This is a genomic window from Aureibaculum sp. 2308TA14-22 (assembly GCF_040538665.1).
In the GTDB taxonomy this organism is placed as follows: Bacteria; Bacteroidota; Bacteroidia; order Flavobacteriales; family Flavobacteriaceae; genus Aureibaculum.
The window spans coordinates 2,215,990-2,239,709 of the sequence record NZ_JBEWXT010000001.1 but is presented as its reverse complement, the minus strand read 5'-3'; the positions used below and the strand labels follow the sequence as shown (position 1 = coordinate 2,239,709).

Sequence of the window (23,720 nt, the reverse complement as noted above, 5' to 3'; positions counted from 1 at the left end):
TTATTAATTACTAATTTTTTCAAATTTTTGGGCACAGCCTTCAATACACAGATACCATAATTGTAGTTTGCCATCAACGAGTTTGTAATTTATTTTATATCCAGAAGAATTGCAACCTATTTTTGGAGTTATTGTTCCATCTTTGTCATTGAAAATTCCAAGACTCACTCTGCCAGTTTCGCTACTAATTGTGCAAAGCGTTCCATTAGATTTAACTATGCCTTTTTTAGAGAATTCAATGGTTTTTTTACTGTTAACTGGCATAAAAGTACCACTACCATCACCAGGGTCTAAATAGTGTTCAATTAATTTCCATTTGCCTATTAACTCTGTATTTTTTAAATAAACATCTTCATCCGTACAAGAAGTCAGGCCTGTTATTATAAGGCAAATTATTATAAGTCGTTTCATGGTTTGGTTTTAAAGATTAGATACTAGTTTAAAAAAAGGGTTGCTTTTTTTTTAATAAAAAAGTTTATCCTAAATTTTATATCTTTAGCACTTAATTTAATCAACCTTTTGTAATGAATAAAATTCTCACTCTTCTTTTAGTATTTGTAGTGGTGTTGTCCTGTAAAGACAAACCAGATTCAGTTGATCCCAAAACTAAAATTCCTGTTTACGCATGGACTGGTGGTCCAGGTGAAGCGACAGATGGTGAATTGACAACCAAGTTTAAAGGTTTTAAAGACCACGGTATAGATGGTCTTATGTATCATGGGGGGCATGACCCGGCAACATATAAACGTGTCGGTAAAATTGCAAAAGATGCTGGATTGGAGTTCCATACTTGGATACCAACTATGATTCAACAAGAAAATCCTAAATTAAAGCCTGAATGGTATGCTATTAATGGCAAAGGAGAATCTGCTTTTGAAAAACCCGCTTATGCATCACATTATAAATTTTTATGCCCGAGTAAGGATAGTGTTTATAAGTTTTTAGCAGATTTATACGGTAGTGTAGCAGATGTTGAAGAGGTTGATGGTATTCATTTAGATTATATTCGTTTTCCTGATGTTATTTTGGCAGAAGGATTATGGGAAAAGTATGATTTGGTAATGGATAGAGAATTTCCAGAATATGATTACTGTTATTGTGATGAATGTGTAACTGACTTTAAAGAAAAGACGGATATTGATATAAAAGAAGCCGAAGATCCTTCACAAATTCAAGAATGGAAGCAATTTCGGTATGATTTGATTACCAATATGGTGAATAGACTTGCCGAAGTAGTACATGCCAAAAATAAAAAGATAAATGCAGCTGTTTTCCCTGGACCAACCATTGCCAAGAAATTAGTAAGGCAAGAGTGGAACAAGTGGAATTTAGATGCTGTTTTTCCTATGAATTATAACGATTTTTATTTAAAAGATGCAAAATGGGTAGGAGAAATGGTTAAAGAAGAAGTAGCCTCTGTAAATGGTAAAAAACCTATTTATAGTGGATTGTTTATTACTCCATTTCCAGGTGAAAGAGCGGATCGTCCCGATCCAGAAGATCATGGATTAACACCAAATGAAATGGTTGATGCTATTGAACAATCTATGATAAATGGAGCTGCGGGTATTTGTTTATTTAACGCTGACCGTATGACTGATGGCCATTGGGAAGTATTTAAAGATGCTATTTATAAAGAGTATTCTAAAGCCGAATAAATAACAACAAATATCCTGCTGAAAAAAATCTGGTTTTATTAACAATTAAACAGGCACTATAGGTTAAATACTATTTCAAATTATCCGAAATAATATTTAATAAAGTGCCACTATCGCCAAATAATTGCCAGAACATAATACCACCCATCTTGTTGTCTTTTATATAGTCAATCTTATGCTTTAACGATTTTGCATCTTCATAGGTTACAAATTGTTTTTCGGTGGCATTCCATAAATAGGGTGCTTTGGCCGAATCGTCCCAAAAAGTTTCGAATCCGTTTGTATTAATATATTTTTCTTCAATTTCTTTAAAACTATATCCACCTCTTTCGCCCGAAGAATCTTGATACAATCCATTATTTTCATCATTTGCACCTTTCCACCATCTGCCATAAAAAGGAACGCCTAATACTAATTTTTCAATAGGAATACCAGCATTTACATGTTGCTCAACTGCCTTTGCTGAACTAATCCCATTAGAGTTAAATGATGAAGCAAATAAATTTGAGTGATGCCCCGTTTTACTTCCTCCTCCAGTAAAATAATCGTAAGTCATAATATTTATAAAATCCAAATATTGATGAGCTTCCGCCATATTGGTGTGGTCAAGGTATTTTTGATTTGCACCCGTTGCAATGGTCAATAAGTAGGTATTGGGCCTTATGGCCTCTAATTTTTCACGAATCAATTTAAGAATGGCTGTAAAGTTCTCTTTATCTTCTGATCTAAAGGTATTATTATCACCAATTTGACCTGGATATTCCCAATCTAAGTCAATACCGTCTATGTTGTGCCTTTGCATAAAAGCAATTGCACTATTGGCAAAAACTTCCCTAGACTGTTCAGTAAGAGCGGCGTCTGAAAAATTTTTGGACCACGACCAACCGCCAACCGAAACCAATATCTTTAAAGCAGGGTTAACTTGCTTTAATTCATTTAGTTTTTTTAGTGTCTCTGTATCAGAACTTTTATCCTCAACTACCTTACCATCTTTTATATTGGCAAAAGCATAGTTAATATGGGTAATTTGATTGGCTTTTTCTTTGTGGGTTTCTAAAATATTATTCCATCCATGAACATAAGCAATCACTTTAAAATTGGCATCTGATGGTACCTTTGAGTCCTTTTTTTTATTGTTTTCAGAACAACCAATCAATAGAATACCGAGGAGAATATATTTTAAAATTTGTTTCATAAAATAAGTGCTAACTAAAAAAGCCAAGTAAAAAAATTTTAGCTTGGCTTTTAATTCCGTTTTTAAAGTGTGTTGTTCTGGCTAAAATTTACTTTGTAATGGTGTGCTTTTGTAAATCAGTAACTGATTTCCATGGTACAAGTTTAGATGGATAATAGTTTACATCCAAAGCTTCCAACCGGTCTTTGTGATTTCCTAATCTTACCTTATAATCTTCCCAACTTCTTTGTGAAGTTGGTGTCCACCCTATTTCAGCCAATCCTATCACTCTGGGGAACACCAAATATTCTATATCATCTATGGTTTCAACGGTTTCTGTCCACAACGGAGCTTCAATACCGATAATATTTTCTTTTGAGACACCTTCTTCAAACGTTTCCAATGCCCAATCATAAGAATCATCTACCTCTGTAAGTCCTGCCCAGGTCAATCCCAATTCGGTAATAGAATCATATTTTATATCTAAATACGCTCTTTCGGCCGGAGACATTAACACCTTAGCACCTTGCTTAATACCCTTTCGGGCATTTTCACCTATTTTCCAATACTGAACTATGGTATTAGGTAATAATTCAGCATGAGCGATTTCATCCCAACCAATTACTTTTTTTCCATGCTTTTCAACAATTTTCTGAGCTCTGTTCATAAACGGAATATAGTCCTTCATGGGAGTTACATGCGATTCATCTCCTCCAATATGGATATATTCTCCTGGCGTCATGGCAGCCAATTCACCAAAAACATCATCAATAAATTTATAAGTAATTTCTTTATCTATACATAATGTGCTAAATCCCACTTTGGTACCATGATATAATTTTGTTGCTTTACCATTGCAATTCAATTCAGGATATGATGCTAATGCCGCATTAGTATGACCAGGAATATCAATTTCAGGCACTATAGTGATAAAACGATCTTGAGCATATTTAACAATGTCTTTATATTGTTCTTGGGTGTAAAAGCCGCCTTCGCCACCGCCAACTTCGCTACTACCTCCAATTTCTGTTAGTTTTGGCCATGACTTTATTTCAATACGCCATCCCTGATCGTCGGAAAGGTGCATGTGCAAGCGGTTCATTTTATAAATAGATAGCAGATCAATTACACGTTTTACATCATCAACCCCGAAAAAATGACGGGCAACATCCAACATCATTCCACGATAACCGTACGATGGACTGTCTTTAATTGTACCCGTAGCCACAAATAAAGTATCTGAAATTTTAGAATTTTTTTCTATGCTTGCTGGAAGCAATTGACGCAACGTTTGTACTCCGTAAAATATACCAGCAGGTTTATTTGCTTTGATTATGATACCATTTTCTTTGGTTTCCAATTCATAACCTTGATCTGTTGATATGCTGTCCGTCAAGGTTAAAAATATGTGATCAGAAGATGGTTTTGATTCCATTACATTAACCGGTATGTCAAAGCCCGTAACGGGACGTAACATTTCGGCTAAATAATTGGCAATAGGTTTGGTTTGCTCGTTTTGATAAATTACCGCGGTTTTATTAGTAATTTCAAAAGAACTACCTGTGGCTTTAACTGATACAGGTTTGGGTATTACTTGTTGATTTTCCAAATTCATTGGAATAGCAAGTTTTTTGGTTTTTGTCTCACAAGAGGACAAGCCCATAAATCCAATGCAAACAATTAAAAAATAAGAATAGAACGCTTTAGTTTTCATAATGATTAATTTATGGGATAAAAATAATCAATGAAAATTTAATCCATTATATAATTAGATGAATGACCACTTTGTTAGAGTGAATAGCATTATTTAAAACTTATCTCATCCAAATTAATGGTATATTCAAAACGTTGATTGTCGTTAATATCCCACACTTCCATTTTTATTTCAGGAATTTTCGCTGCCCAGTCAATAGTAATGAGTCCAAAGTGATTTTCCATTACTGGTCCTTCAATTCTGTTTTTGTTAGGTGTTGCAAAATGCCAAGTGGAGGAAAGTCCGCTTGACGTAACATCGTAAATGGGATACAAATCGGGTTCTTTCAATTTAGATATTTCAGCATAATGCACATCTCCAGTTATAAAAAGTACGCCGTTGGCTTTGTGTTTTTTTATAAGGCTTAGCAACCGTTTTTGCTCATTCGGAAAATTTGCCCAAGCTTCGTAACCATTAAATTCAATACCAAACTGAGAACCAGAACCTATAATTCTTAAATCTGCCGGCTTTTGTAGTTCTTTTTCTAGCCACTCCCACTGTGCTTCACCTAAAAATGTAGAATCTGCTGTTTTATATGGGGCATAATCAAGACCATAAAAATAACGATTATCATCTTTAAACTCGCCAGAATTTCTTTTAACATCATCTCTAAACGTTCTGTTATCCAATAATATGATTTGCATTTTTTTATTGCCGATCTCTTTCATATAAGAAGTGTAAATTCCTTCATGGTTTCTCCGCTCAGAATTTTTAGGCTCCTCAAAGAATTCTAAAAATATTTCTTTGGATTCTTTCTTAAATGGGTAATGCCTCCCAGCATCATTCCAGCCATAGTCATGATCGTCCCAAGTCGCTAAGATTTCAGTGTTTTTTTTAAGGTTTTGATAGGTAGGTTTATCGGCAAGTTTTTGATATTTTGCCTTTAGAACGTCCATATCTTTTGTGTCACCATAAATATTATCTCCCAAAAAAATAAAATAATCAGGATTATGCTTTGCCACTACATCAAAAATGGGCAATGGATGCGTTTCATGCCCGCAAGAGCCAAATGCAATTTTAGTGAGTTGTTTTTCTTGCTGTTGTGCCGTAGATTGACAAGAAATGAAAACCAATGTGATAATAAAAAAAGAGATTTGTTTGATCATAATACTAATTATTTAATAATTTTTTAATAGCGGCTTTGGCCAGCGGAGCCATAAATTGATATCCCTCTTTATTGGGGTGTACACCATCATAAGTGTATTTTTTTTGCAATCCATTTTTATCATCGACCATAGCTGAAAAATAATCTAAATAAACATGATTGTTATCATCCGCATATTGTTTAATGAGTCTATTCAGTTCTGGGATTTTTTCGTTAGGCTTTAGACCTTTTCGCCAAGGATAATCAAAAGCAGGAAGTACCGAAGACAAGACTACTTTAATATTGTTTGCAGATGCCAATTCGCACATAGAAATAATATTATCCATAATCATTTCCAAACTCATTGGGCCAGTATTGCCAGCAATATCGTTAGTGCCTGCCAAAATTACAACAACCTTTGGTTTTAAATTGATAACATCGGCTCTAAATCGAAGCAACATTTGCGGTGTCGTTTGTCCGCCAATACCTCTATTGATATAGTTTTTATTCTCAAAAAAAGTAGAATCTAACTGTAACCAGCCTTCAGTAATGGAATTACCCATGAACACGATTCGATTTTCATCTTGGTGTGGATTTCCTAAAAAGGCGTTGTCTTTTTTATATTTGTTAAGATTAGGCCAGTCTTGAGCCTTAACGGAATTATTAGAAAAAATGGAAAACATGAGTAGTAAAAGTAGTGATTTTTTCACGTGAGTTGATTTTGCTAAATGATTGTTGAGGTAAATATAGCCAATTATTCCAAACTGATATTTGCAATTTGTAATTCAAACGATTGTTCGCTTTTGTTGGCAATTAAAAATGTAATTTCCGAAATAATGTTTTCAGAAAAGTTGAGTAAGTCCAATTTTCTACCTCTAAATATGGGGTAAAATTTTGCTAGCGGAATTTCAAAAGTTTGCCAATTGCCGTTAGTTACAAATTTATAATTATATGAATGACGTTGTGTTCTGTCAACCTTTACCCGAAATTGATACATTTTGCCATCACCTTTGAGGCTAAGAATGATTTTTGAATACTGTTTAACTCTAATAGGTTCGAATTGATAACTAACAGATGAGAATCCACCACCATTTTCCAAAGATACATTGCCTTTAAAAACACCATGACCGTTTTCGTTCAGTATAAAATGCCCTTCGGATTCTCCACCCATAACCACATCGTTGGTTATTTTCCAATCTGATATATCACTATTTTTATTAAAATCAAAAATTTGCATAATTGATTTGTCGCCTTTTATCTATTCCTAGAATTTGATTGACTCCTTTTTTTATGATTGTTATTATTGCCCTTATTATTGTTTCTATTCCTATTGTTCCTATTTCTGTTAGAAGAGTTTCTCGGTCGATTATGCATCCTTGACCTCTCTTCGTTTTGCGGATTATTATCCACAAAATCTACAAAAGGATGCTCGGCAATTACGGGTATTTTCTGTCTAATTAATTTTTCAATATCGCGTAAATGAGCCCTTTCGTCTTTATCGCAAAAAGAGACAGCAACGCCACTAGCTTTAGCACGCCCTGTTCTGCCAATTCTATGCACATATGTTTCTGAAATATTTGGCAAGTCATAGTTAACTACCAAAGCCAATTCGTCTATATCAATTCCTCTAGCAGCAATATCCGTGGCCACCAAAACTTTAATTTGACCATCTTTAAAACCTTCTAAAGCTTTTACTCTAGCTCCTTGCGATTTGTTACCGTGAATTGCAGCAGCATTTATTCCCGCTCTATCAAGCAATTTTACAATCTTATTAGCACCGTGCTTGGTTCTTGAAAAAACCAACGTAGAATCTATGGATTGCGTTTCCAGCAAATGAATTAACAATTTTATTTTTGCTTTTTTATGGACAAAGTAAATGGCCTGTTCAACTCTTTCAGCGGTTGCTTGTTCAGGTTTTATCGTAACGGTATCAAAATCACCTAATATTTTTCTAGATAAGTCCACAATACTTTTGGGCATAGTAGCCGAAAAGAAAAGTGATTGCCGTTGGTGTGGCAATTTTGCCAATATCTTTTTAATATCGTGAATAAAGCCCATATCCAACATCTGGTCGGCTTCATCTAATACAAAATACTCAATATCGCGTAAGCTGATAAAACCTTGGTTCATCAAGTCTAATAATCGGCCTGGAGTAGCTACCAAAACATCAACACCTTGCCTTAGAGCAGCCGTTTGTTTACCTTGTTTTACACCACCAAAAATCACATTGCATTTAATGCCCGTATTTTTACCATAAATTTTAAAATTATCAAAAATTTGTATGGCCAACTCACGTGTAGGAGTAACTATTAGGGCTTTGATTTTTTTATTATCGCTACCTTGTTGCTTCTTATTATAAATATGTTGTAAAATTGGAATAGCGAACGCGGCCGTTTTACCTGTACCCGTTTGTGCACAACCCATAAGGTCTTTTCCTTTCAGTAGAATGGGTATAGCTTGTTCTTGTATTGGTGTTGGGTTTGTATAGCCTTTTTGGTTCAAGGCTTTTAAAATTGGCTCAATTAAGCCTAAGTCTTTAAATGTCATAGAATTTTATAAGCTGACAAAGGTAGGGTTTCTGGAATGGATAGGATAGTGTTTTTGGAAAGATAAATAGGTAACAAGAAAATACTATTCTCTTAAACTCCATATTTCATGAATTGGGTCTCCTTTACTAGATAAACCTGAATGATGCCATTTACCATCTTTCATACTAAAATCAAATTCTAAACTAGCACCTACCCTGGTGTCATCTCTTGAAAAGAATTTTATATTTTCGGTATATTTCCCATCTATGGTTGTATAAGTTCCACCGCCTGTTCCCATGAATTGTTTTGTTTCTGTGTTGTAAGCTATCCATTGAAAACGAGTGCCAGACAAAATTTTCATAGTTTTTCTTGGTCTATTAGTATCTCGTGATTGTGTTTTACCATCTCTAATTCTACCCGACATTAACCATGCACCTTGAAGTTTCCCTGGGTCACCTTTATCAATTCTATTCCATATTGCTTTATCACCAACAATACCCATAATAGAATCCTTGTTGTAAACTTTAAAGCTTACTTCAGTTCCAACACGTTCAGGATTATTTGTGTCAAATTCTACTTTTTCTGTCATAGTATCTCCTTCTAGTTTCCATGAGCCTCCATTGGTCATTATAAATTTTCCTGTCTTAGCATTAAATGCTGTTAATACTTGATACCCTTCTGAAAAAATGACAACATTTTTTATTTGTTCACCGTCTTCAGAAGTGGTTGTGGTTTGCCAAGCACCAATAAAACTTTGTGCGTTACTACTAAAGGATAAGAAAGTGCAAACGAGTAAAAATAATACGTTCTTCATAATGTTTTTATTAAAGTTAATACTACACCCTCTAAAGATAGTATTTTTCTAATAAAGATCAGAAAAACATTAATTCAATCACTCTAGTTACATCCGCTTTGGTACTTCAATTCCTAATAAGCCAAAAGCGTTTTTGATGACTTCTCCCGTTTTGTTAGAAAGTTGTACCCTAAAGTGTTTTTCATTTTTGTCTTCAGCAGCCAAAATAGGAATGCTCTGATAAAAAGAATTGTACTCTTTTACCAAATCGTAAACGTAATTGGCAATAATTGCGGGACTGTAATTATCCGCCGCTTGTTGTACAACTTCTGGAAATAAAGACAATTGTTTTAGAACCGATTTTTCTTTGTCGTTTAAAGGTGTCTCGATTCTGCTCGACATGTCATCATGGTCGAAATTTGCCTTGCGTAAAATGGATTGGATTCTAGCATAGGTATATTGAATAAATGGTCCAGTATTTCCTTGAAAATCAATTGACTCCTTTGGGTCGAACAAAATACGTTTTTTAGGGTCCACTTTTAGGATATGGTATTTTAATGCCCCTAAACCTATGATTTTAAATAAGGCTTCTTTTTCACCATCTGTATAGCCTTCCAATTTACCCAACTCCTCTGAAATTTCCCGTGCGGTATTGGTCATATCAATTAGTAAATCATCGGCATCAACAACCGTACCTTCACGCGATTTCATCTTGCCCGAAGGCAAATCAACCATTCCGTAACTTAAATGATAAAGGTTTTTTGCCCAATCAAAACCTAGTTTTTTCAAGATCAAAAACAGTACTTTAAAATGGTAATCTTGTTCGTTACCAACGGTATAGACCAATCCACCGACATCCGGATAATCTTTTATTCGTTGAATCGCCGTGCCAATATCTTGCGTTATATACACAGCCGTTCCGTCCGATCGTAACACTATTTTTTCATCCAACCCTTCATCGGTCAAATCTATCCATACCGAGCCGTCTTCCTTTTTAAGGAATATGCCTTTCTTTAAACCGTCGGCAACTATATCTTTACCTAATAAATAGGTATTGCTTTCGTAATAATTTTTATCAAAATCAACACCCAAAGCTGTGTAGGTTTGTTCAAAACCATCATATACCCATTGGTTCATAGTTTTCCATAAACTCACTACATCTTCATCTCCAGCTTCCCATTTTTGAAGCATCTCTTGGGCTTCAAGCAGAAGTGGAGCTTGTTTTTTTGCATCATCTTCGGTGTAGCCTTTCGAGATTAAATCAACAATCTCCTTCTTGTATTCTTGGTCAAATTTCACATAATAATTACCGACCAGTTTATCGCCTTTTAAGCCTGTGCTTTCAGGAGATTCACCATTACCCCACTTTTGCCAAGCCAACATGCTTTTACAAATATGAATACCGCGATCGTTAATAATTTGAGTTTTATACACTTTTTTACCCGATGCCTTGATAATCTCTGCAACAGAGTAACCCAGCAGATTATTTCGGATGTGCCCAAGGTGCAAAGGTTTATTTGTATTAGGTGAGGAATATTCCACCATAATCGATTTTTCTTCAGGTTGTACCGGAGCAATTCCAAAATTTTCTATTTTATAAATAGTTGAAAAATTTTCAAGAAAATAAGCATCGCTCAACACCAAATTTAAAAAGCCTTTTAGTACATTGTATTTTGTAATTTCCTTTACATTTTTGGTCAGGTATTCGCCCAATTTGGTACCAATTTCAACTGGGTTGCCCTTAATAGTCTTTAAAAATGTAAAAACCACAACGGTTATGTCGCCCTCAAAGTCTTTTCGGGTCGCTTGAAACTCCACATTCTCAATAGCAACATTATAAATTTCTTGTAATCCGGCTTTAATTGCCTTGCTTGTGATTTCTTGGATGGTCATCAAAAATAAATTAGTTGACAAAATTAATGAATTCGTAAAGGATTTGCTATTTTTAATGCTTATTAATACATCTCCATGAAAATTAAATACCTAATAAGCATTTTGGTTCTTTTTGCCTTAGTTTCCTGTAAGTCTCAACAGAAGAAGGAAGTCTATAAAACAGAAAACCTTATCATTAAACAATTAACCGAAAACACTTTTGTTCATATCTCTTATTTAAAAACCGAAGATTTTGGTAATGTAGCTTGTAACGGCATGCTATTTATTAATGGTGACGAAGCTATGGTTTTTGACACTCCAACTAATGATGTAACTTCTAAAGAATTAATTGATTGGTTAAAAAATAACAAAAAAGTCAACGTTAAAGGGGTTGTGGCAACGCATTTTCATGATGATTGCCTTGGTGGATTAACCGAATTTCATAAAAGTAACATCCCATCTTATGCTTCTAAAAAAACCATAGAATTAGCAAAAGAGCAAAACTCAGAAATCCCTAAAGTTAGTTTAGATTTTGACCAAGATTTAGAACTCAACGGCAAAAAAGTGAAGAATCTCTTTTTCGGTGAAGGACATACAAAAGATAATATTGTGAGCTATATACCAAGTGAAAAAGTACTCTTTGGAGGTTGTTTATTAAAAACAGTTGGAGCAAAAAAAGGATATTTGGGAGATGCAAACATTACAGAGTGGTCTAATACAGTTGCAAAGATTAAAAAAGAGTTGCCTGATATAGAATATGTTATTCCTGGGCACGGAAAAACTGGCGGAACTGAATTGCTGACCTACACAATACAGCTGTTCAATGAATAATAAAACGATATATTAAAAATGAGTAAAAAATACAGTATACAAAAATCACCATTTGTTGTTCCAACAGATGATGGTAAACTTATCGAAGAACATTTTGGTTTAGCAACCGATGGCAACTCCAATATCAGCATTGCCCACATGATAGCTCCTCCAAATTGGTCAGAGCCTTTTCAAACTCCAAAATTTGATGAATATACTTATATTATTAAAGGCGAAAAACAATTTATAATTGAAGGTGAGAAAATAGTTTTAGAAGCGGGGCAATCCATAAAAATAAATAAAAATACGAGAGTACAATACTCAAATCCTTTTGATGTACCTTGCGAATATTTAGCCATTTGTAATCCCGCATTTTCAATGAATTTAGTAAATAGAGAATCTTAAAAATATAATCATGACAAAAGTACAACCATTTCACGTTGCCATTCCCGTTCATAATTTAGCGGAATGCAGAAAATTTTACAATGAAACCCTGGAATGTGAAGAAGGCAGAAGTAGTAACCATTGGGTAGATTTCAACTTCTTTGGGCATCAGTTGGTAATCCATTACAAACCAAAATCGGAAAAAGATTTGCATACCAATGCTGTAGATGGCAAGAACGTGCCCGTACCACATTATGGTGTTGTTTTAGATTGGGATACTTTTCAAGATTTTGCAAATAAACTAAAAGCAAAAAATGTTAAATTTATCATAGAACCTTATGTTAGGTTTGAAGGTGAAGTAGGTGAGCAATCCACCATGTTCTTTTTAGATCCTGCGGGTAACGCACTAGAATTTAAAGCTTTTAAAGATTTAAGTCAACTTTTTGCCAAATAAGCTCTGCTTATGTTAAAGTAAAGGTTAAATTTTTGCTAATTGTTTTTTTGCAATACTATTCAAACATCATAATTTGTAATTTTATTGAAAATTAAAATATTATGATTCTAGTAAAAGTAATTGTTGTAATACTAATCACACTCCTTACATTATTAAATTAATTCTTAAATTCACTATGTCGCTAAGAATTAAAACTGTATTTCTATTATTATTGTTAACTGCTTCCGTTTATGGACAAGAGTATGTTGGTAAAGGTGAAGATGTAAGTGCCATATTAAAGAGCAGTAAGGCGTTTTCTAAAGCTTATATAGATGGCGATATTGATAAACTAACTTCTTTTTACAGCAAAGACGGTAAAATATTCCCTGAAAAATCGGATATTATTGAGGGTTATGATGCCATTAAAAAAAGATGGAAATTACCTAAACACATAAAAATAATATCTCATAAAGCCACGCCAAAAGAAATAAACGTAATTGATGGTTATGCTTATGATTACGGCTACTATGAAGGAAGCTCTAAGAATGCCAAAAATGATACAACTACAGCTTTTAAGGGAAAGTATGTAATTGTTTGGAAAAAAGAGAATCAAGATTGGAAAATGTATCTTGACATCTGGAATTCACTAGAATAAAATCTGTTTTTTAACTTTTATTCTTGCAAGCTAGTAATGTGTTTTTTAATAACATGGCAATAGTCATTGGTCCAACACCACCTGGGACTGGTGTTATAAAACTCGCTTTTTTACTCACACTTTCAAAATGCACATCGCCCGCCAATTTATAACCTCTCTTCTTTGTTGCATCATCAACTCTAGTAATTCCCACATCGACAATAACTGCATCTTGCTTGACCATATCTCCAGTCAAAAATTCGGCAATGCCTAACGCTGCTACTATAATATCAGCTTTCAAAGTCAATTCTTTTAGATTTTTAGTTCGGCTATGGGCAACAGTTACTGTAGCATTTCCAGCTTTACGCTTTTGACTCATTAAAATACTCATTGGCCTTCCTACAATATGGCTTCTACCAATAACAACAACATTTTTTCCTGAGGTTTCAACTTGATAACGTTCTAATAATTCTAGAATTCCGAAAGGCGTAGCGGGTAAAAAAGAAGGTAAATCTAAAGTCATTTTTCCAACATTGGTCGGATGAAAACCATCTACATCTTTATCGGGGTTTACTGCCATTATCACTTTTTGTTCGTCAATGTGTTTTGGTAGCGGTAATTGCACAATAAATCCGTCAATATCATCATTGGTATTGAGCTTTTCAATTTCTTGTAATAACTTTTCTTCTGAGGTTTCTTCAGGCAGTTCAATTAAAGTAGAATTAAACCCAACCAATTCACAGGCCTTAACCTTGGCACCGACATAAGTCATACTAGCACCATCATTACCAACTAAAACCGCTGCTAAATGTGGCGTTTTTTTACCCTGTGTTTTTAATTGTTTTACCGCTTCGGCAATTTCCGATTTTAAATCGGCTGATGTCTTTTTTCCGTCAAGAATTGTCATAATACAAAGAGTAAGATATTTGACGTTAGATATTAAATTTTATTGAGTCTCAAGTCTAACATCTTAAGTCTCAAATCATTTTTATCGCATTCCTTTCATCATTTGCATCATCTTCTTGCCTCCACCACCTTGCATCATTTTCATCATTTTGCTCATTTGGTTAAACTGCTTCATCAATTGATTTACTTCTTGAACCGAAGTTCCCGAACCTTTAGCAATACGCTTTTTTCTACTTGCATTAATCGTTGCCGGTGTACTTCTTTCGCCTGGAGTCATGGAATGAATAATAGCTTCAATTCCTTTAAAAGCATCATCATCAATATCAATATCTTTCATGGCTTTGCCAACACCGGGAATCATACCCACCAAATCTTTCATATTTCCCATTTTCTTAATTTGTTGAATCTGTTTTAAGAAATCATCAAATCCGAATTGATTTTTTGCTATTTTCTTTTGAATTTTCCTAGCCTCTTCTTCGTCATATTGTTCTTGAGCCCTTTCCACCAAAGAAACCACATCGCCCATGCCCAAAATACGCTCGGCCATCCTATCGGGATGGAAAACATCAATAGCCTCCATTTTCTCGCCAGTACCAATAAACTTAATTGGTTTATCAACAACCGATTTTATAGATAATGCTGCACCACCACGAGTATCCCCATCTAATTTGGTTAAGATAACTCCTTCAAAATTCAATACATCGTTAAAGGCTTTCGCAGTGTTGACCGCATCTTGACCTGTCATTGAATCTACTACAAATAATGTTTCTTGTGGGTTTACCGCTTTATGGATGTTAGAAATTTCAGTCATCATGGCATCATCAACAGCCAAACGACCAGCGGTATCTATAATAACTACGTTTTTGCTGTTTGCTTTGGCGTGTTTTATTGCATTTTGAGAAATTTCAACAGGATTTTGGTTACCTTCTTCGGCATAAACTTCAACCCCAATTTGCTCGCCAACTACCCTTAATTGATTAATAGCGGCGGGTCTGTAAACATCACAACCTACCAACAATACATGTTTCGATTTTTTAGTTTTCAGATAATTGGCCAACTTACCAGAGAAAGTAGTTTTACCTGAACCTTGTAAACCCGACATTAAAATTACGGTAGGCGAACCTCCTAAATTAATACCTACGGTTTCACCGCCCATTAACTCGGTTAACTCATCTTTTACAATCTTTACGAGTAATTGGCCTGGGTTTAAGGTTGTCAATACATTTTGCCCTAGTGCTTTTTCCTTAACACGTTTGGTAAAATCTTTGGCAATTTTATAGTTAACATCGGCATCTAATAAAGCCCTACGGACTTCTTTTAGTGTTTCTGCTACATTTATTTCGGTAATTTGCCCATGTCCTTTTAAAACATGAATGGCTTTATCTAATTTATCGCTTAAATTTGAAAACATTTGCTTACATCATTTTTAGAGATGCAAAGATAATAATTAGAAGTTAGAATTTTAAAGGGTAAGGGTATGATTTTAGATTTCGTGTTAAATCTTATATCAACACATCAGTACTACAAAAAAACACATATATTTGCTTTAGTGGATGCAATTATATTTTAATTGCTCTTACCTTAAATAAAATGAGTTTATATACATCTCCAAATTTAATTTTTTATACTCCCGATGCTTTTGACAATACAGGAGCTATCCTTGTTGATGCTACTGTTTCAGCTGGTTTCCCTTCACCTGCTGACGATTTTAAGGAGCAACGCATTAGTTTGGACAAAGAACTTATCAAGAATAAAGAAGCTACTTTTTTTGCCCGTGTCAGTGGACAATCTATGATTGGTGCCGGATTGGATAACAATGATCTTTTAGTGGTTGACAGAAGCTTAGAACCCCAACATAATAAAATTGCGGTTTGTTTTATTGATGGCGAATTTACCGTAAAGCGTTTAAAAGTAGAAAATAATTGTGTTTGGCTTCAACCGGAAAACCCTAATTACAAGCCTATTAAAGTTACCGAAGACAATGATTTTTTAATCTGGGGAATTGTAACGAGCGTAATTAAGAAAGTGTAAAATTCTTTACATTTATTTTATAAAGCTTTGTAAAGCCAATTCATACCCTTTCAATCCAAAACCAACAATAATACCAGTTGCATTTGCTGAAATGTAAGAACGATGCCTAAACTCTTCACGAGCATGTACATTTGAAATATGCACTTCAACGACAGAACTTTCAATAGCTTTTACGGAATCGCCAATACCAACAGAGGTATGTGTATAAGCAGCCGCATTTAAAATGATGCCATCATAATCAAAACCTACTTCGTGTAATTTGTCAATTAGCTCTCCTTCAATATTCGATTGAAAATAGTCAAGCTGAACTTTAGAATATTTTTTTTGTAAACTTTTAAAATATTCCTCAAAAGAAGCATTGCCGTAAATTGTAGGTTCGCGTTTGCCGAGTAGGTTTAAATTTGGTCCGTTAATAATTATGATTTTCACTCGTTTTATTTTTTTTAATTTAATATTGCAAGATATAAAAAAACCATCACCTAAGTATGACTTGGCAAAACGCTTTACATGATTATCAATTGTACTTAAAAATTGAACGTGGCTTATCTTCGAATTCAGTTGAAAATTATGTTAGAGATGTTAAAAAACTTATTCTTTTTTTGGAAGAAAACCAGATTAAAACTTCGCCCAAAACAATTAATGATGAAATTATTCAACAATTTATTTATCATATTTCCAAAGAGGTGAATGCCAGAAGTCAATCAAGAATTATCTCAGGCTTGCGTAGCTTTTTCGATTATTTAATTTTTGAAAATTACAGAAAAGATAACCCAACACAGATTTTAGAAACTCCGAAAATTGGTAGAAAATTACCAGATACATTGGCTATTGAAGAAATTGACCTATTAATTAATCAAATTGATTTAAGTACGCCAGAAGGCGAACGCAACCGAGCTATGTTGGAAACCTTGTACAGTTGTGGTTTGCGTGTTACAGAGCTGATTACACTACAACTGTCCGATCTGTTTTTTGCTGAAGGTTTTATTAAAGTAACAGGAAAAGGCAACAAAGAACGTTTTGTGCCAATAAATAGAGAAACGCAGAAATATATCAATATCTATGTTCAACAAATCAGAAACCATGTTAACATAAAAAAGGGTTATGAAGATACATTATTCCTTAACAGAAGAGGGAAACAACTAACTCGAAACATGATTTTTATAATCATAAAAGATTTAGCGATTAAAGCTGAATTGGGCAAAACCGTAAGCCCGCATACATTTAGACACTCCTTTGCTACACATTTACTGGAGAACGGGGCCGATTTACGTTCCATTCAACAAATGTTGGGGCATGAAAGCATTACCACAACTGAAATTTATATGCATGTAGATAAAACTTTTTTAAAAGAAGTAGTAGAGAAATATCATCCGAGAAAATAAATCTTCAATTGGCAGTCAGGACTTTCTCAAAACAAAAACTATTCTCAATTCCGGTATATTGGCCGTAGTTTGGTATTCTTTTAAAACCACACTTCTTATATAAAGCAATAGCTTCTGGTTGGTTTACCCCTGTTTCTAAAATTAGTTTTTTAAAACTTAATTCTGTTGCCCAATTTTCCAATTCATTTAAAATTTGACTTGCAATTCCTTTTCCTCTTGCTTTATGTAAAGTAAACATTCGCTTCACTTCGGCCAATCCTGACTCAAATTCTTTTATTGCTCCACAACCTAAAGGTATTTCATTTTCGTATAATACAACTGCATGTTTTATATTGTCCAATTTATTGAATTGATTATAGAAATCATGATCGTCACCATCCCGTATAGCCAAATCGGCATCAAGCAGTTTTACCAATTTAATAAAATCTTTGTTTTGAGAATTGGTTCTGATTAGCTTTATCATAACTTATAGCGTCATGTTCAATATTTTTTGATAAATATATTGTCATCTGTAAAGGTTAGGTAATCCAAGAACAAGCCTTTTTACAAAAAAAATTAAAACCTACTTTTTGTTATACAATTTTTTACCAACCTCATAATACTTATCGCCTTCTGTCCAAAAAGGGGTTTTAGGGTCATTGGCAATTAATCGACAAGCCATTACATACGATTTAAAGAATTGTTCTAAATAATCATAATCCAAATTGTCTGGGTTATCAGCTGCCTGATGGTAGTATTTGCCTATTTCGGCATCAAAAGCCGTAAAACCTAGGCTAAATGTCGGAGCGGGAATCCCCTTTTTTGCAAAATTTACATTATCGGAACGATCAAACAAGCCTTGTTCACCAGCTGGGTCATCAATCGCAGTTAAGCCAAAATCTGAAGCGGCTTTTTTAATATGGTCGCCTACGGTAGTTCTGTTCAATCCCACAATGGTTGCTATTGAAGTATCGTTATAACCACCATTATCACTGTTAAAACAATACACCATTTGCTCTAAAGGGATTACGGGATGCTCCACATACCATTTACTACCTAGCAATCCTTTTTCTTCAGCAGTAAACAATATAAACAACGCAGATCTTTTTGTGGGATATTTTGCAATATTTTCAGCAGCACTCAATACCGTAACTGTACCCACAGCATTATCTCTAGCTCCATTGTAGATTGAATCATTTTTGGCGTTGGGTTTGCCAATGCCTATATGATCATAATGAGCGGAGTAAATAACAAATTCATCTTTTAATTTAGGATCGGTACCTTCTACCATTCCTACTACATTTTTAGAAGGAATTGCTTTTTTAACAATACCAGATATATTTAATTTTCCTGTAATTTTTTTAGAACTATTTATTAATTTTGAAATATTTCCGCTAGTATCTTGTAACCATAAATGACTAAACTTTTTATCATCACTTTTAAGCCCTATTTTTTCTCTACCTAAAAAAGCTGCATATCTATTCCAAATGCCATCATTTGCACTGCTTAATTCAATTAGTCCAATAGCACCATTTTTAGCTGCTATTTTTCTTTTTTCTCTACCAAATCCCAATGCCGATCTTGCATCGTCTTTTTCGGCAGAACCTGTTTTAACTATTACTAATTTACCTTTAACATTCTTATTTTTATAATCATCTTCAAACCCGTAATTAAGATAAATGGCTTCTCCGCTAAAGCTGGTATTGGCTACTTCAACAGGAATTAATTTGTCAGAAGTTGTACCGTTTAAGCTAATGGACAAATTTTTTGCCTTGCTTATTTTTTCAAGTTCTACATTTTGATAATAACTACCATTACCAGCTGGCTTAACACCATATCTTCTAAAAGAATTTGCCAAGTAAGACGCTGCTATATCTATTTCTGGCGTACCAGTTTCCCTACCTTTTAATTCATCTGAAGCCAAAAAATAAATGTGGCCTTCAATATCGTTTTTTGAAACCGTTTCGTTAACTTTATCAACTTCAGTTTGAGCATTACAAGACAAAGAGATAAGTAAAAAGAAAGAAAAAAGAGCTATTTTTTGCATACTATATAAGATTTTGGCGTAAATATATGTAAATAGTTGCAAAGTCTAGGGTCTTACCTTTTAAAAACACTTGATTATATTTGCTGTTCACAATAAAGAACTTCAATTTGAATGCAGAAATAATTACGATCGGAGATGAGATACTTATTGGACAAATTGTAGACACCAACTCTGCATTTATTGCCCAAGAATTGAATAAAATTGGTGTTTCCGTTTTTCAGATTACTTCGGTACAAGATGATAGGGATCATATATTAAAATCGTTAAAAGAAGCAGAAGAAAATGCTGATATAATTATAGTTACTGGAGGACTTGGACCTACAAAAGACGATATTACCAAACATATTTTCTGCGAATATTTTAATGATTCTTTAATTCAAAATGATGAGGTTTTAAAACACATTGAAAATTTATTTGCCAAATACATAACTACACCAATTTCCGATGTTAACCGTAAACAAGCTTTCGTCCCTTCAAAGGCAACGGTATTAAATAATAAGTTTGGGACTGCTCCAGGAATGTTATTCGAAAAAAAGAATAAAGTATTTATTTCGTTGCCAGGGGTACCTTACGAAATGAAAGCGTTGATTTCAAAGGATGTGATACCTTATTTGCAGCAAAAATATAATCGTCCATATATATTGCATAGAACTTTATTGACCTATGGTTTAGGCGAAAGTGCAATTGCTGAAAGATTGGATGAGTGGGAAGACAGATTGCCTGAAAACATCAAGTTGGCCTATTTACCTAATTTAGGCAAAGTCAGATTACGCTTAACTGCTAAAGGATTTGATAAAAAACTCCTTAAGAGTGAAATGTTGAGGCTAGAAAATGAATTGATAAGTTACGTTAAGGATATTTTTGTAGGTTTTGAAGGAGAAGAATCAATAGAAACGTTGATAGGGAAATTATTAGTTGCTAAAAATCAGACTATAGCAACAGCCGAAAGTTGCACGGGAGGGAGTATTGCTAAAATGATTGCTTCGGTATCTGGAGCGTCTAACTATTTTATAGGATCCGTGGTCAGTTATAACGAGCAGATTAAAACGGATATTTTAAAAGTATCAAAACGAACCATTGATGAGCATTCTGTGGTAAGTGCCGATGTAGCTGAAGAAATGGCCAAAGGAATTCAACAATTGTATAAAACCGATTATGCAATAGCTGTTACTGGTAACGCTGGGCCAACAACCGATAAAACGGATAAATCTGTAGGAGTTGTTTTTATAAGCATTTTAACACCGAATGAAATTAATACAGAAGAATTTAATTTTGGTCAACCGCGTGAAAAGGTAATTGAAAGAGCTTCGACAAAGGCATTGGAATTATTAAGAATATTCTTATTGAAAAACACTTAAATTTTTGTTTGTAAATTCAATTAATTTATTATTTTTGCACCTCGTTTAGAATAACATAGTTAAAAGTTTAGAAAATGTCAAGAGTTTGTGAGTTAACAGGAAAAAAAGCCATGGTAGGAAACAATGTTTCACACTCCATGAACAAGACCAAAAGAAAATTTGACGCTAATTTAATGAAAAAGCGTTTTTATATTCCTGAAGAAGATAAATGGATTACATTAAAAGTATCTGCATCAGCTTTAAAAAACATCAATAAAAAGGGCATTTCTGCCGTAATTAAAGAGGCCAGAGCTAATGGCTTTTTGAAAAAATAGAATACAATGGCAAAAGGTAAAGGTAATAGAATTCAAGTTATATTAGAATGTACCGAACACAAAGAAAGTGGTAAACCGGGCACTTCTAGATATATAACTACTAAGAATAAAAAAAATACTCCTGATAGAATGGAATTGAAGAAATTCAATCCTATCTTAAAGAAAATGACTATACATAAAGAGATAAAATAATGGCAAAGAAATCAGTAGCATCGTTACAAACAGGCTCAAAAAGGTTAACAAAAGCGGTTAAAATGGTAAAATCTCCAAAAACTGGAGCATATTCTTTTGTTGAGTCAATAATGGATCCATCTCAAGTAAACGATTTTTTCAATAAAAAATAATCGTTTTTATAAATTTTAATGAAGCTACTTTCATAGTCTATGGAAGTAGCTTTTGTTTTTTATATTTGTTTACAGAATAACTAATAACTTTAGAAATGAGTTTGTTCAAAAAAATATTTTCGAAAGAAAAAAAGGAGACCTTAGATAAAGGCTTAGAGAAAAGCAAAACTACCTTTTTCTCCAAACTCTCTAAAGCTGTAGCAGGAAAATCTAAAGTTGATGACGATGTATTAGATAATTTAGAAGAAGTATTAGTTTCTTCTGATGTAGGCGTAGCTACAACGCTAAAGGTAATCGATAGAATTGAAGCCCGCGTTGCCAAAGATAAGTATTTGGGCACAGACGAACTAAACCAAATTCTAAGAGAGGAAATAGCAGGTCTTTTATCTGAAACTAACTTAGGTAACGAAACCGAATTTACTATCCCATCAGATAAAAAACCCTATGTTTTAATGGTGGTTGGTGTAAATGGTGTAGGGAAAACTACTACCATTGGCAAACTGGCAGCTCAATTTAAAAAGCAAGGGTTAAAAGTAGTTTTGGGTGCTGGTGATACGTTTAGGGCTGCCGCAATAGACCAATTGCAAGTTTGGGCGGATAGAGTAGAAGTGCCCATTGTAAAGCAAAAAATGGGTAGTGACCCTGCCTCTGTAGCTTTTGATACGGTACAGTCAGCAGTAAACCAAAATGCAGATGTGGTAATTATTGATACTGCCGGACGTTTACACAACAAAGTGAATTTAATGAATGAACTCACAAAAATTAAACGTGTTATGCAGAAGGTTATAGATGATGCTCCACATGATGTATTGTTGGTTTTAGACGGTTCTACAGGTCAGAATGCATTTGAGCAAGCCAAGCAGTTTACAAAAGCTACGGAAGTTACTTCATTAGCAGTTACTAAATTAGATGGCACGGCAAAAGGGGGTGTGGTTATTGGTATTTCAGATCAATTTAAAATCCCTGTTAAATATATCGGTGTGGGAGAAAAAGTTGATGACTTACAAGTTTTTAATAAAGTTGAATTTGTAGATAGTTTCTTCAAATAGAAATTAGCAAAGAAATTTATTCAATTAGTTACTGAATTTAGTCTGCCCCAAAGTTCATTGTCAAAACTTGATGTGGCCAGTTCGGCATTTTCAGCACTTTCGCCACAACGAATAACAACCATATTTTTACTCGGGATTACGTAAATTTTTTGATCGTTAGCCCCTAGAGCTGCTAATAAATCATTTGGGGCGTTTGGAATTAATTTTCCGGCATATATTTGTTCTGATTGTGGTGTTTTATAACTCTCCTTCCCATTCAACCACCATAAATATCCATAAGCTTTATTGAGGTTTTGAGAAGTATTTGTCATTTCATTAAAATAATCTTCACTAACTATTATCTTTTCTTCCCATTTACCTTTATTTAGTGCCAAAAGACCAAAACGAGCCATTCCTCGTGTACTGCTAGAAAAAATATTTACATCTAAAAATGTTTCCCAGCTTCCAGAAATACCAGTTTTGTCAAGTATTTTTTCTTTTATGTATACTTTAAAATTCTTTCCTGTATTCAGACTCAATATTCTCTGTAATTGTGAAAATGCACCTTGATGGTACTGCCATTTAGTCCCAGCATCATAATTGTAGCTCATGCATAGTGGAGCTATACATGTCCAGGCTAAAATATTATTCGGAGTGTTTTTCAGACCGGTGGTCATTGATAGGTGATTTTTGACAGTAATTAAATCTTGTTTTTCTTTTGTTAATATGGACCAATTACTTCCTAAATAGTCAGAGGTTCTATTGTTTATATTTATAAATTCTTCATCTTGAGCAATACCAATTGCAGTAGCCGTTAAACTTTTTACAGCTGAGAACCATCTCCAACTAGTGTTTTGACTATGACCATTAAAATACTTTTCAACTGCAATTTTCCCATCTTTTAAAATGATAAATCCCTTTGTGTTTTTCAGTTCTAGATAGGTGTATAATTCCTCTAATTCAGTTGTATTCCAATTTAATGAAGAAGGGCTCACCGCTTCCCATTCATTACCAGATAGTGGTGGAAAATAAATTTCATTATTATTTTCTTCGATAATAGTATTGTCGTTTAAAGAACATGAAGCTGTAATCATCGAGAGCAAGAGAAGAGTTAAAAGATGTCTCATGGAGTTTTATATTAACTTATTGTTAGACATAACTCAAAACAAAAGGTTTAACGTATAAAAATAACTTGATTAATATCTGAT

The 23,720-nt window shown here is 33.9% G+C and carries 27 protein-coding genes; 12 read left to right on the top strand and 15 right to left on the bottom strand.

The annotated features are described in order from the left end of the window. Window positions 1-3: 3 nt before the first annotated feature. Window positions 4-411 (bottom strand): hypothetical protein, encoded by a 408-nt coding sequence (locus U5A88_RS10030; RefSeq protein ID WP_354206061.1) that lies wholly within the window; start codon window positions 409-411, stop codon window positions 4-6. A 113-nt stretch (window positions 412-524) separates the two neighbouring features. Between U5A88_RS10030 and U5A88_RS10025 the strand changes: the two genes are divergently transcribed. Next, window positions 525-1,658 carry a hypothetical protein gene (locus U5A88_RS10025; RefSeq protein WP_354206059.1) on the top strand — a complete coding sequence of 378 codons (1,134 nt, stop codon included), beginning with the start codon at window positions 525-527 and terminating at the stop codon, window positions 1,656-1,658. Between the two features lie 70 nt (window positions 1,659-1,728). Here U5A88_RS10025 and U5A88_RS10020 read toward each other — a convergent pair whose 3' ends face one another. The 8 genes from U5A88_RS10020 to argS all read right to left on the bottom strand — a co-directional run bounded on the left by U5A88_RS10020 (window position 1,729) and on the right by argS (window position 10,883). After that, on the bottom strand, window positions 1,729-2,853 hold the full coding sequence (locus U5A88_RS10020) for a glycoside hydrolase family 18 protein (protein WP_354206057.1): 1,125 nt from the start codon (window positions 2,851-2,853) through the stop codon (window positions 1,729-1,731). Between the two features lie 88 nt (window positions 2,854-2,941). Continuing rightward, window positions 2,942-4,546, bottom strand: a complete 1,605-nt coding sequence (locus tag U5A88_RS10015) for a beta-N-acetylhexosaminidase (protein WP_354206055.1) — start codon at window positions 4,544-4,546, stop codon at window positions 2,942-2,944. A gap of 89 nt (window positions 4,547-4,635) precedes the next feature. Continuing rightward, on the bottom strand, window positions 4,636-5,691 hold the full coding sequence (locus U5A88_RS10010) for an alkaline phosphatase D family protein (protein ID WP_354206053.1): 1,056 nt from the start codon (window positions 5,689-5,691) through the stop codon (window positions 4,636-4,638). 4 nt (window positions 5,692-5,695) lie between these two features. Continuing rightward, window positions 5,696-6,379, bottom strand: coding sequence for an SGNH/GDSL hydrolase family protein (locus U5A88_RS10005; RefSeq protein WP_354206052.1), 684 nt, complete (start codon window positions 6,377-6,379; stop codon window positions 5,696-5,698). 44 nt (window positions 6,380-6,423) lie between these two features. Beyond that, on the bottom strand, window positions 6,424-6,906 hold the full coding sequence (locus U5A88_RS10000; protein ID WP_354206050.1) for a CIA30 family protein: 483 nt from the start codon (window positions 6,904-6,906) through the stop codon (window positions 6,424-6,426). A 17-nt stretch (window positions 6,907-6,923) separates the two neighbouring features. Then, window positions 6,924-8,216 (bottom strand): DEAD/DEAH box helicase, encoded by a 1,293-nt coding sequence (locus U5A88_RS09995; protein WP_354206048.1) that lies wholly within the window; start codon window positions 8,214-8,216, stop codon window positions 6,924-6,926. 84 nt (window positions 8,217-8,300) lie between these two features. After that, window positions 8,301-9,011: a membrane or secreted protein gene (locus U5A88_RS09990; RefSeq protein WP_354206046.1), complete on the bottom strand. Its 711-nt coding sequence runs from the start codon at window positions 9,009-9,011 to the stop codon at window positions 8,301-8,303. Between the two features lie 87 nt (window positions 9,012-9,098). Then, complete coding sequence (gene argS, locus U5A88_RS09985) at window positions 9,099-10,883, bottom strand: arginine--tRNA ligase (RefSeq protein WP_354206044.1); 1,785 nt, start codon at window positions 10,881-10,883, stop codon at window positions 9,099-9,101. 75 nt (window positions 10,884-10,958) lie between these two features. On the opposite strand from argS, the gene bla reads away from it, so the two are divergent. From bla to U5A88_RS09965, 4 genes are all read left to right on the top strand, one after another. Further along, window positions 10,959-11,693 carry a subclass B1 metallo-beta-lactamase gene (gene bla, locus U5A88_RS09980; RefSeq protein ID WP_354206042.1) on the top strand — a complete coding sequence of 245 codons (735 nt, stop codon included), beginning with the start codon at window positions 10,959-10,961 and terminating at the stop codon, window positions 11,691-11,693. Between the two features lie 18 nt (window positions 11,694-11,711). Then, window positions 11,712-12,077: a cupin domain-containing protein gene (locus U5A88_RS09975; protein ID WP_354206040.1), complete on the top strand. Its 366-nt coding sequence runs from the start codon at window positions 11,712-11,714 to the stop codon at window positions 12,075-12,077. Between the two features lie 10 nt (window positions 12,078-12,087). Next, entirely contained in the window at window positions 12,088-12,510 is a 423-nt protein-coding gene (locus U5A88_RS09970) for a VOC family protein (RefSeq protein WP_354206039.1), read from the top strand. A 175-nt stretch (window positions 12,511-12,685) separates the two neighbouring features. Continuing rightward, a complete protein-coding gene (locus tag U5A88_RS09965) occupies window positions 12,686-13,144 on the top strand; it encodes a YybH family protein (protein ID WP_354206037.1) in 459 nt (152 codons plus the stop codon). A 10-nt stretch (window positions 13,145-13,154) separates the two neighbouring features. Here the strand turns inward: U5A88_RS09965 and folD are convergent, their stop codons facing one another. Further along, a complete protein-coding gene (gene folD, locus U5A88_RS09960; protein ID WP_354206035.1) occupies window positions 13,155-14,030 on the bottom strand; it encodes a bifunctional methylenetetrahydrofolate dehydrogenase/methenyltetrahydrofolate cyclohydrolase FolD in 876 nt (291 codons plus the stop codon). A gap of 81 nt (window positions 14,031-14,111) precedes the next feature. Then, window positions 14,112-15,440: a signal recognition particle protein gene (ffh, locus tag U5A88_RS09955; protein WP_354206033.1), complete on the bottom strand. Its 1,329-nt coding sequence runs from the start codon at window positions 15,438-15,440 to the stop codon at window positions 14,112-14,114. Window positions 15,441-15,619: 179 nt separating this feature from the next. Here ffh and U5A88_RS09950 point away from each other — a divergent pair, with 179 nt between their 5' ends. Continuing rightward, complete coding sequence (locus U5A88_RS09950; protein WP_354206031.1) at window positions 15,620-16,060, top strand: LexA family protein; 441 nt, start codon at window positions 15,620-15,622, stop codon at window positions 16,058-16,060. A gap of 12 nt (window positions 16,061-16,072) precedes the next feature. Here U5A88_RS09950 and aroQ read toward each other — a convergent pair whose 3' ends face one another. Further along, window positions 16,073-16,489 (bottom strand): type II 3-dehydroquinate dehydratase, encoded by a 417-nt coding sequence (gene aroQ / locus U5A88_RS09945; RefSeq protein ID WP_354206029.1) that lies wholly within the window; start codon window positions 16,487-16,489, stop codon window positions 16,073-16,075. Window positions 16,490-16,545: 56 nt separating this feature from the next. Here aroQ and xerD point away from each other — a divergent pair, with 56 nt between their 5' ends. Continuing rightward, window positions 16,546-17,442, top strand: a complete 897-nt coding sequence (xerD, locus tag U5A88_RS09940; protein ID WP_354206027.1) for a site-specific tyrosine recombinase XerD — start codon at window positions 16,546-16,548, stop codon at window positions 17,440-17,442. A gap of 4 nt (window positions 17,443-17,446) precedes the next feature. Here xerD and U5A88_RS09935 read toward each other — a convergent pair whose 3' ends face one another. Together U5A88_RS09935 and U5A88_RS09930 are read right to left on the bottom strand one after the other, a co-directional pair. Next, window positions 17,447-17,905 carry a GNAT family N-acetyltransferase gene (locus tag U5A88_RS09935; RefSeq protein ID WP_354206025.1) on the bottom strand — a complete coding sequence of 153 codons (459 nt, stop codon included), beginning with the start codon at window positions 17,903-17,905 and terminating at the stop codon, window positions 17,447-17,449. A gap of 99 nt (window positions 17,906-18,004) precedes the next feature. Beyond that, window positions 18,005-19,468 carry a M28 family peptidase gene (locus U5A88_RS09930; protein ID WP_354206024.1) on the bottom strand — a complete coding sequence of 488 codons (1,464 nt, stop codon included), beginning with the start codon at window positions 19,466-19,468 and terminating at the stop codon, window positions 18,005-18,007. Between the two features lie 107 nt (window positions 19,469-19,575). Between U5A88_RS09930 and U5A88_RS09925 the strand changes: the two genes are divergently transcribed. From U5A88_RS09925 to ftsY, 5 genes are all read left to right on the top strand, one after another. Then, window positions 19,576-20,826, top strand: coding sequence for a competence/damage-inducible protein A (locus U5A88_RS09925; RefSeq protein WP_354206022.1), 1,251 nt, complete (start codon window positions 19,576-19,578; stop codon window positions 20,824-20,826). A 74-nt stretch (window positions 20,827-20,900) separates the two neighbouring features. Next, window positions 20,901-21,140 (top strand): 50S ribosomal protein L28, encoded by a 240-nt coding sequence (gene rpmB, locus U5A88_RS09920; protein ID WP_123896535.1) that lies wholly within the window; start codon window positions 20,901-20,903, stop codon window positions 21,138-21,140. 6 nt (window positions 21,141-21,146) lie between these two features. After that, window positions 21,147-21,332, top strand: coding sequence for a 50S ribosomal protein L33 (rpmG, locus tag U5A88_RS09915; protein WP_138948851.1), 186 nt, complete (start codon window positions 21,147-21,149; stop codon window positions 21,330-21,332). Then, window positions 21,332-21,484: a DUF4295 domain-containing protein gene (locus U5A88_RS09910; RefSeq protein WP_354206019.1), complete on the top strand. Its 153-nt coding sequence runs from the start codon at window positions 21,332-21,334 to the stop codon at window positions 21,482-21,484. Before rpmG ends, U5A88_RS09910 begins: the two co-directional genes overlap by 1 nt. A gap of 95 nt (window positions 21,485-21,579) precedes the next feature. Continuing rightward, entirely contained in the window at window positions 21,580-22,533 is a 954-nt protein-coding gene (ftsY, locus tag U5A88_RS09905; RefSeq protein WP_354206017.1) for a signal recognition particle-docking protein FtsY, read from the top strand. A 20-nt stretch (window positions 22,534-22,553) separates the two neighbouring features. On the opposite strand, the gene U5A88_RS09900 is transcribed toward ftsY, so the two are convergent. Next, complete coding sequence (locus tag U5A88_RS09900) at window positions 22,554-23,639, bottom strand: serine hydrolase domain-containing protein (RefSeq protein ID WP_354206015.1); 1,086 nt, start codon at window positions 23,637-23,639, stop codon at window positions 22,554-22,556. Window positions 23,640-23,720: the final 81 nt, after the last annotated feature.

What these genes read in the sequence shown, in the direction of transcription:
- rpmB (WP_123896535.1), top strand. Translation starts at nt 20,901, where the DNA reads ATGTCAAGAGTTTGTGAGTTAACAGGAAAAAAAGCCATGGTAGGAAAC.
- U5A88_RS10025 (WP_354206059.1), top strand. Translation starts at nt 525, where the DNA reads ATGAATAAAATTCTCACTCTTCTTTTAGTATTTGTAGTGGTGTTGTCC.
- U5A88_RS10030 (WP_354206061.1), bottom strand. Translation starts at nt 411, where the DNA reads ATGAAACGACTTATAATAATTTGCCTTATAATAACAGGCCTGACTTCT.
- ftsY (WP_354206017.1), top strand. Translation starts at nt 21,580, where the DNA reads ATGAGTTTGTTCAAAAAAATATTTTCGAAAGAAAAAAAGGAGACCTTA.
- U5A88_RS09900 (WP_354206015.1), bottom strand. Translation starts at nt 23,639, where the DNA reads ATGAGACATCTTTTAACTCTTCTCTTGCTCTCGATGATTACAGCTTCA.
- U5A88_RS09970 (WP_354206039.1), top strand. Translation starts at nt 12,088, where the DNA reads ATGACAAAAGTACAACCATTTCACGTTGCCATTCCCGTTCATAATTTA.
- U5A88_RS09950 (WP_354206031.1), top strand. Translation starts at nt 15,620, where the DNA reads ATGAGTTTATATACATCTCCAAATTTAATTTTTTATACTCCCGATGCT.
- U5A88_RS10015 (WP_354206055.1), bottom strand. Translation starts at nt 4,546, where the DNA reads ATGAAAACTAAAGCGTTCTATTCTTATTTTTTAATTGTTTGCATTGGA.
- U5A88_RS10000 (WP_354206050.1), bottom strand. Translation starts at nt 6,906, where the DNA reads ATGCAAATTTTTGATTTTAATAAAAATAGTGATATATCAGATTGGAAA.
- U5A88_RS09990 (WP_354206046.1), bottom strand. Translation starts at nt 9,011, where the DNA reads ATGAAGAACGTATTATTTTTACTCGTTTGCACTTTCTTATCCTTTAGT.
- U5A88_RS09975 (WP_354206040.1), top strand. Translation starts at nt 11,712, where the DNA reads ATGAGTAAAAAATACAGTATACAAAAATCACCATTTGTTGTTCCAACA.
- U5A88_RS09910 (WP_354206019.1), top strand. Translation starts at nt 21,332, where the DNA reads ATGGCAAAGAAATCAGTAGCATCGTTACAAACAGGCTCAAAAAGGTTA.
- U5A88_RS09930 (WP_354206024.1), bottom strand. Translation starts at nt 19,468, where the DNA reads ATGCAAAAAATAGCTCTTTTTTCTTTCTTTTTACTTATCTCTTTGTCT.
- U5A88_RS09965 (WP_354206037.1), top strand. Translation starts at nt 12,686, where the DNA reads ATGTCGCTAAGAATTAAAACTGTATTTCTATTATTATTGTTAACTGCT.
- U5A88_RS10010 (WP_354206053.1), bottom strand. Translation starts at nt 5,691, where the DNA reads ATGATCAAACAAATCTCTTTTTTTATTATCACATTGGTTTTCATTTCT.
- rpmG (WP_138948851.1), top strand. Translation starts at nt 21,147, where the DNA reads ATGGCAAAAGGTAAAGGTAATAGAATTCAAGTTATATTAGAATGTACC.
- argS (WP_354206044.1), bottom strand. Translation starts at nt 10,883, where the DNA reads ATGACCATCCAAGAAATCACAAGCAAGGCAATTAAAGCCGGATTACAA.
- U5A88_RS09935 (WP_354206025.1), bottom strand. Translation starts at nt 17,905, where the DNA reads ATGATAAAGCTAATCAGAACCAATTCTCAAAACAAAGATTTTATTAAA.
- ffh (WP_354206033.1), bottom strand. Translation starts at nt 15,440, where the DNA reads ATGTTTTCAAATTTAAGCGATAAATTAGATAAAGCCATTCATGTTTTA.
- U5A88_RS10020 (WP_354206057.1), bottom strand. Translation starts at nt 2,853, where the DNA reads ATGAAACAAATTTTAAAATATATTCTCCTCGGTATTCTATTGATTGGT.
- xerD (WP_354206027.1), top strand. Translation starts at nt 16,546, where the DNA reads ATGACTTGGCAAAACGCTTTACATGATTATCAATTGTACTTAAAAATT.
- U5A88_RS09995 (WP_354206048.1), bottom strand. Translation starts at nt 8,216, where the DNA reads ATGACATTTAAAGACTTAGGCTTAATTGAGCCAATTTTAAAAGCCTTG.
- folD (WP_354206035.1), bottom strand. Translation starts at nt 14,030, where the DNA reads ATGACAATTCTTGACGGAAAAAAGACATCAGCCGATTTAAAATCGGAA.
- bla (WP_354206042.1), top strand. Translation starts at nt 10,959, where the DNA reads ATGAAAATTAAATACCTAATAAGCATTTTGGTTCTTTTTGCCTTAGTT.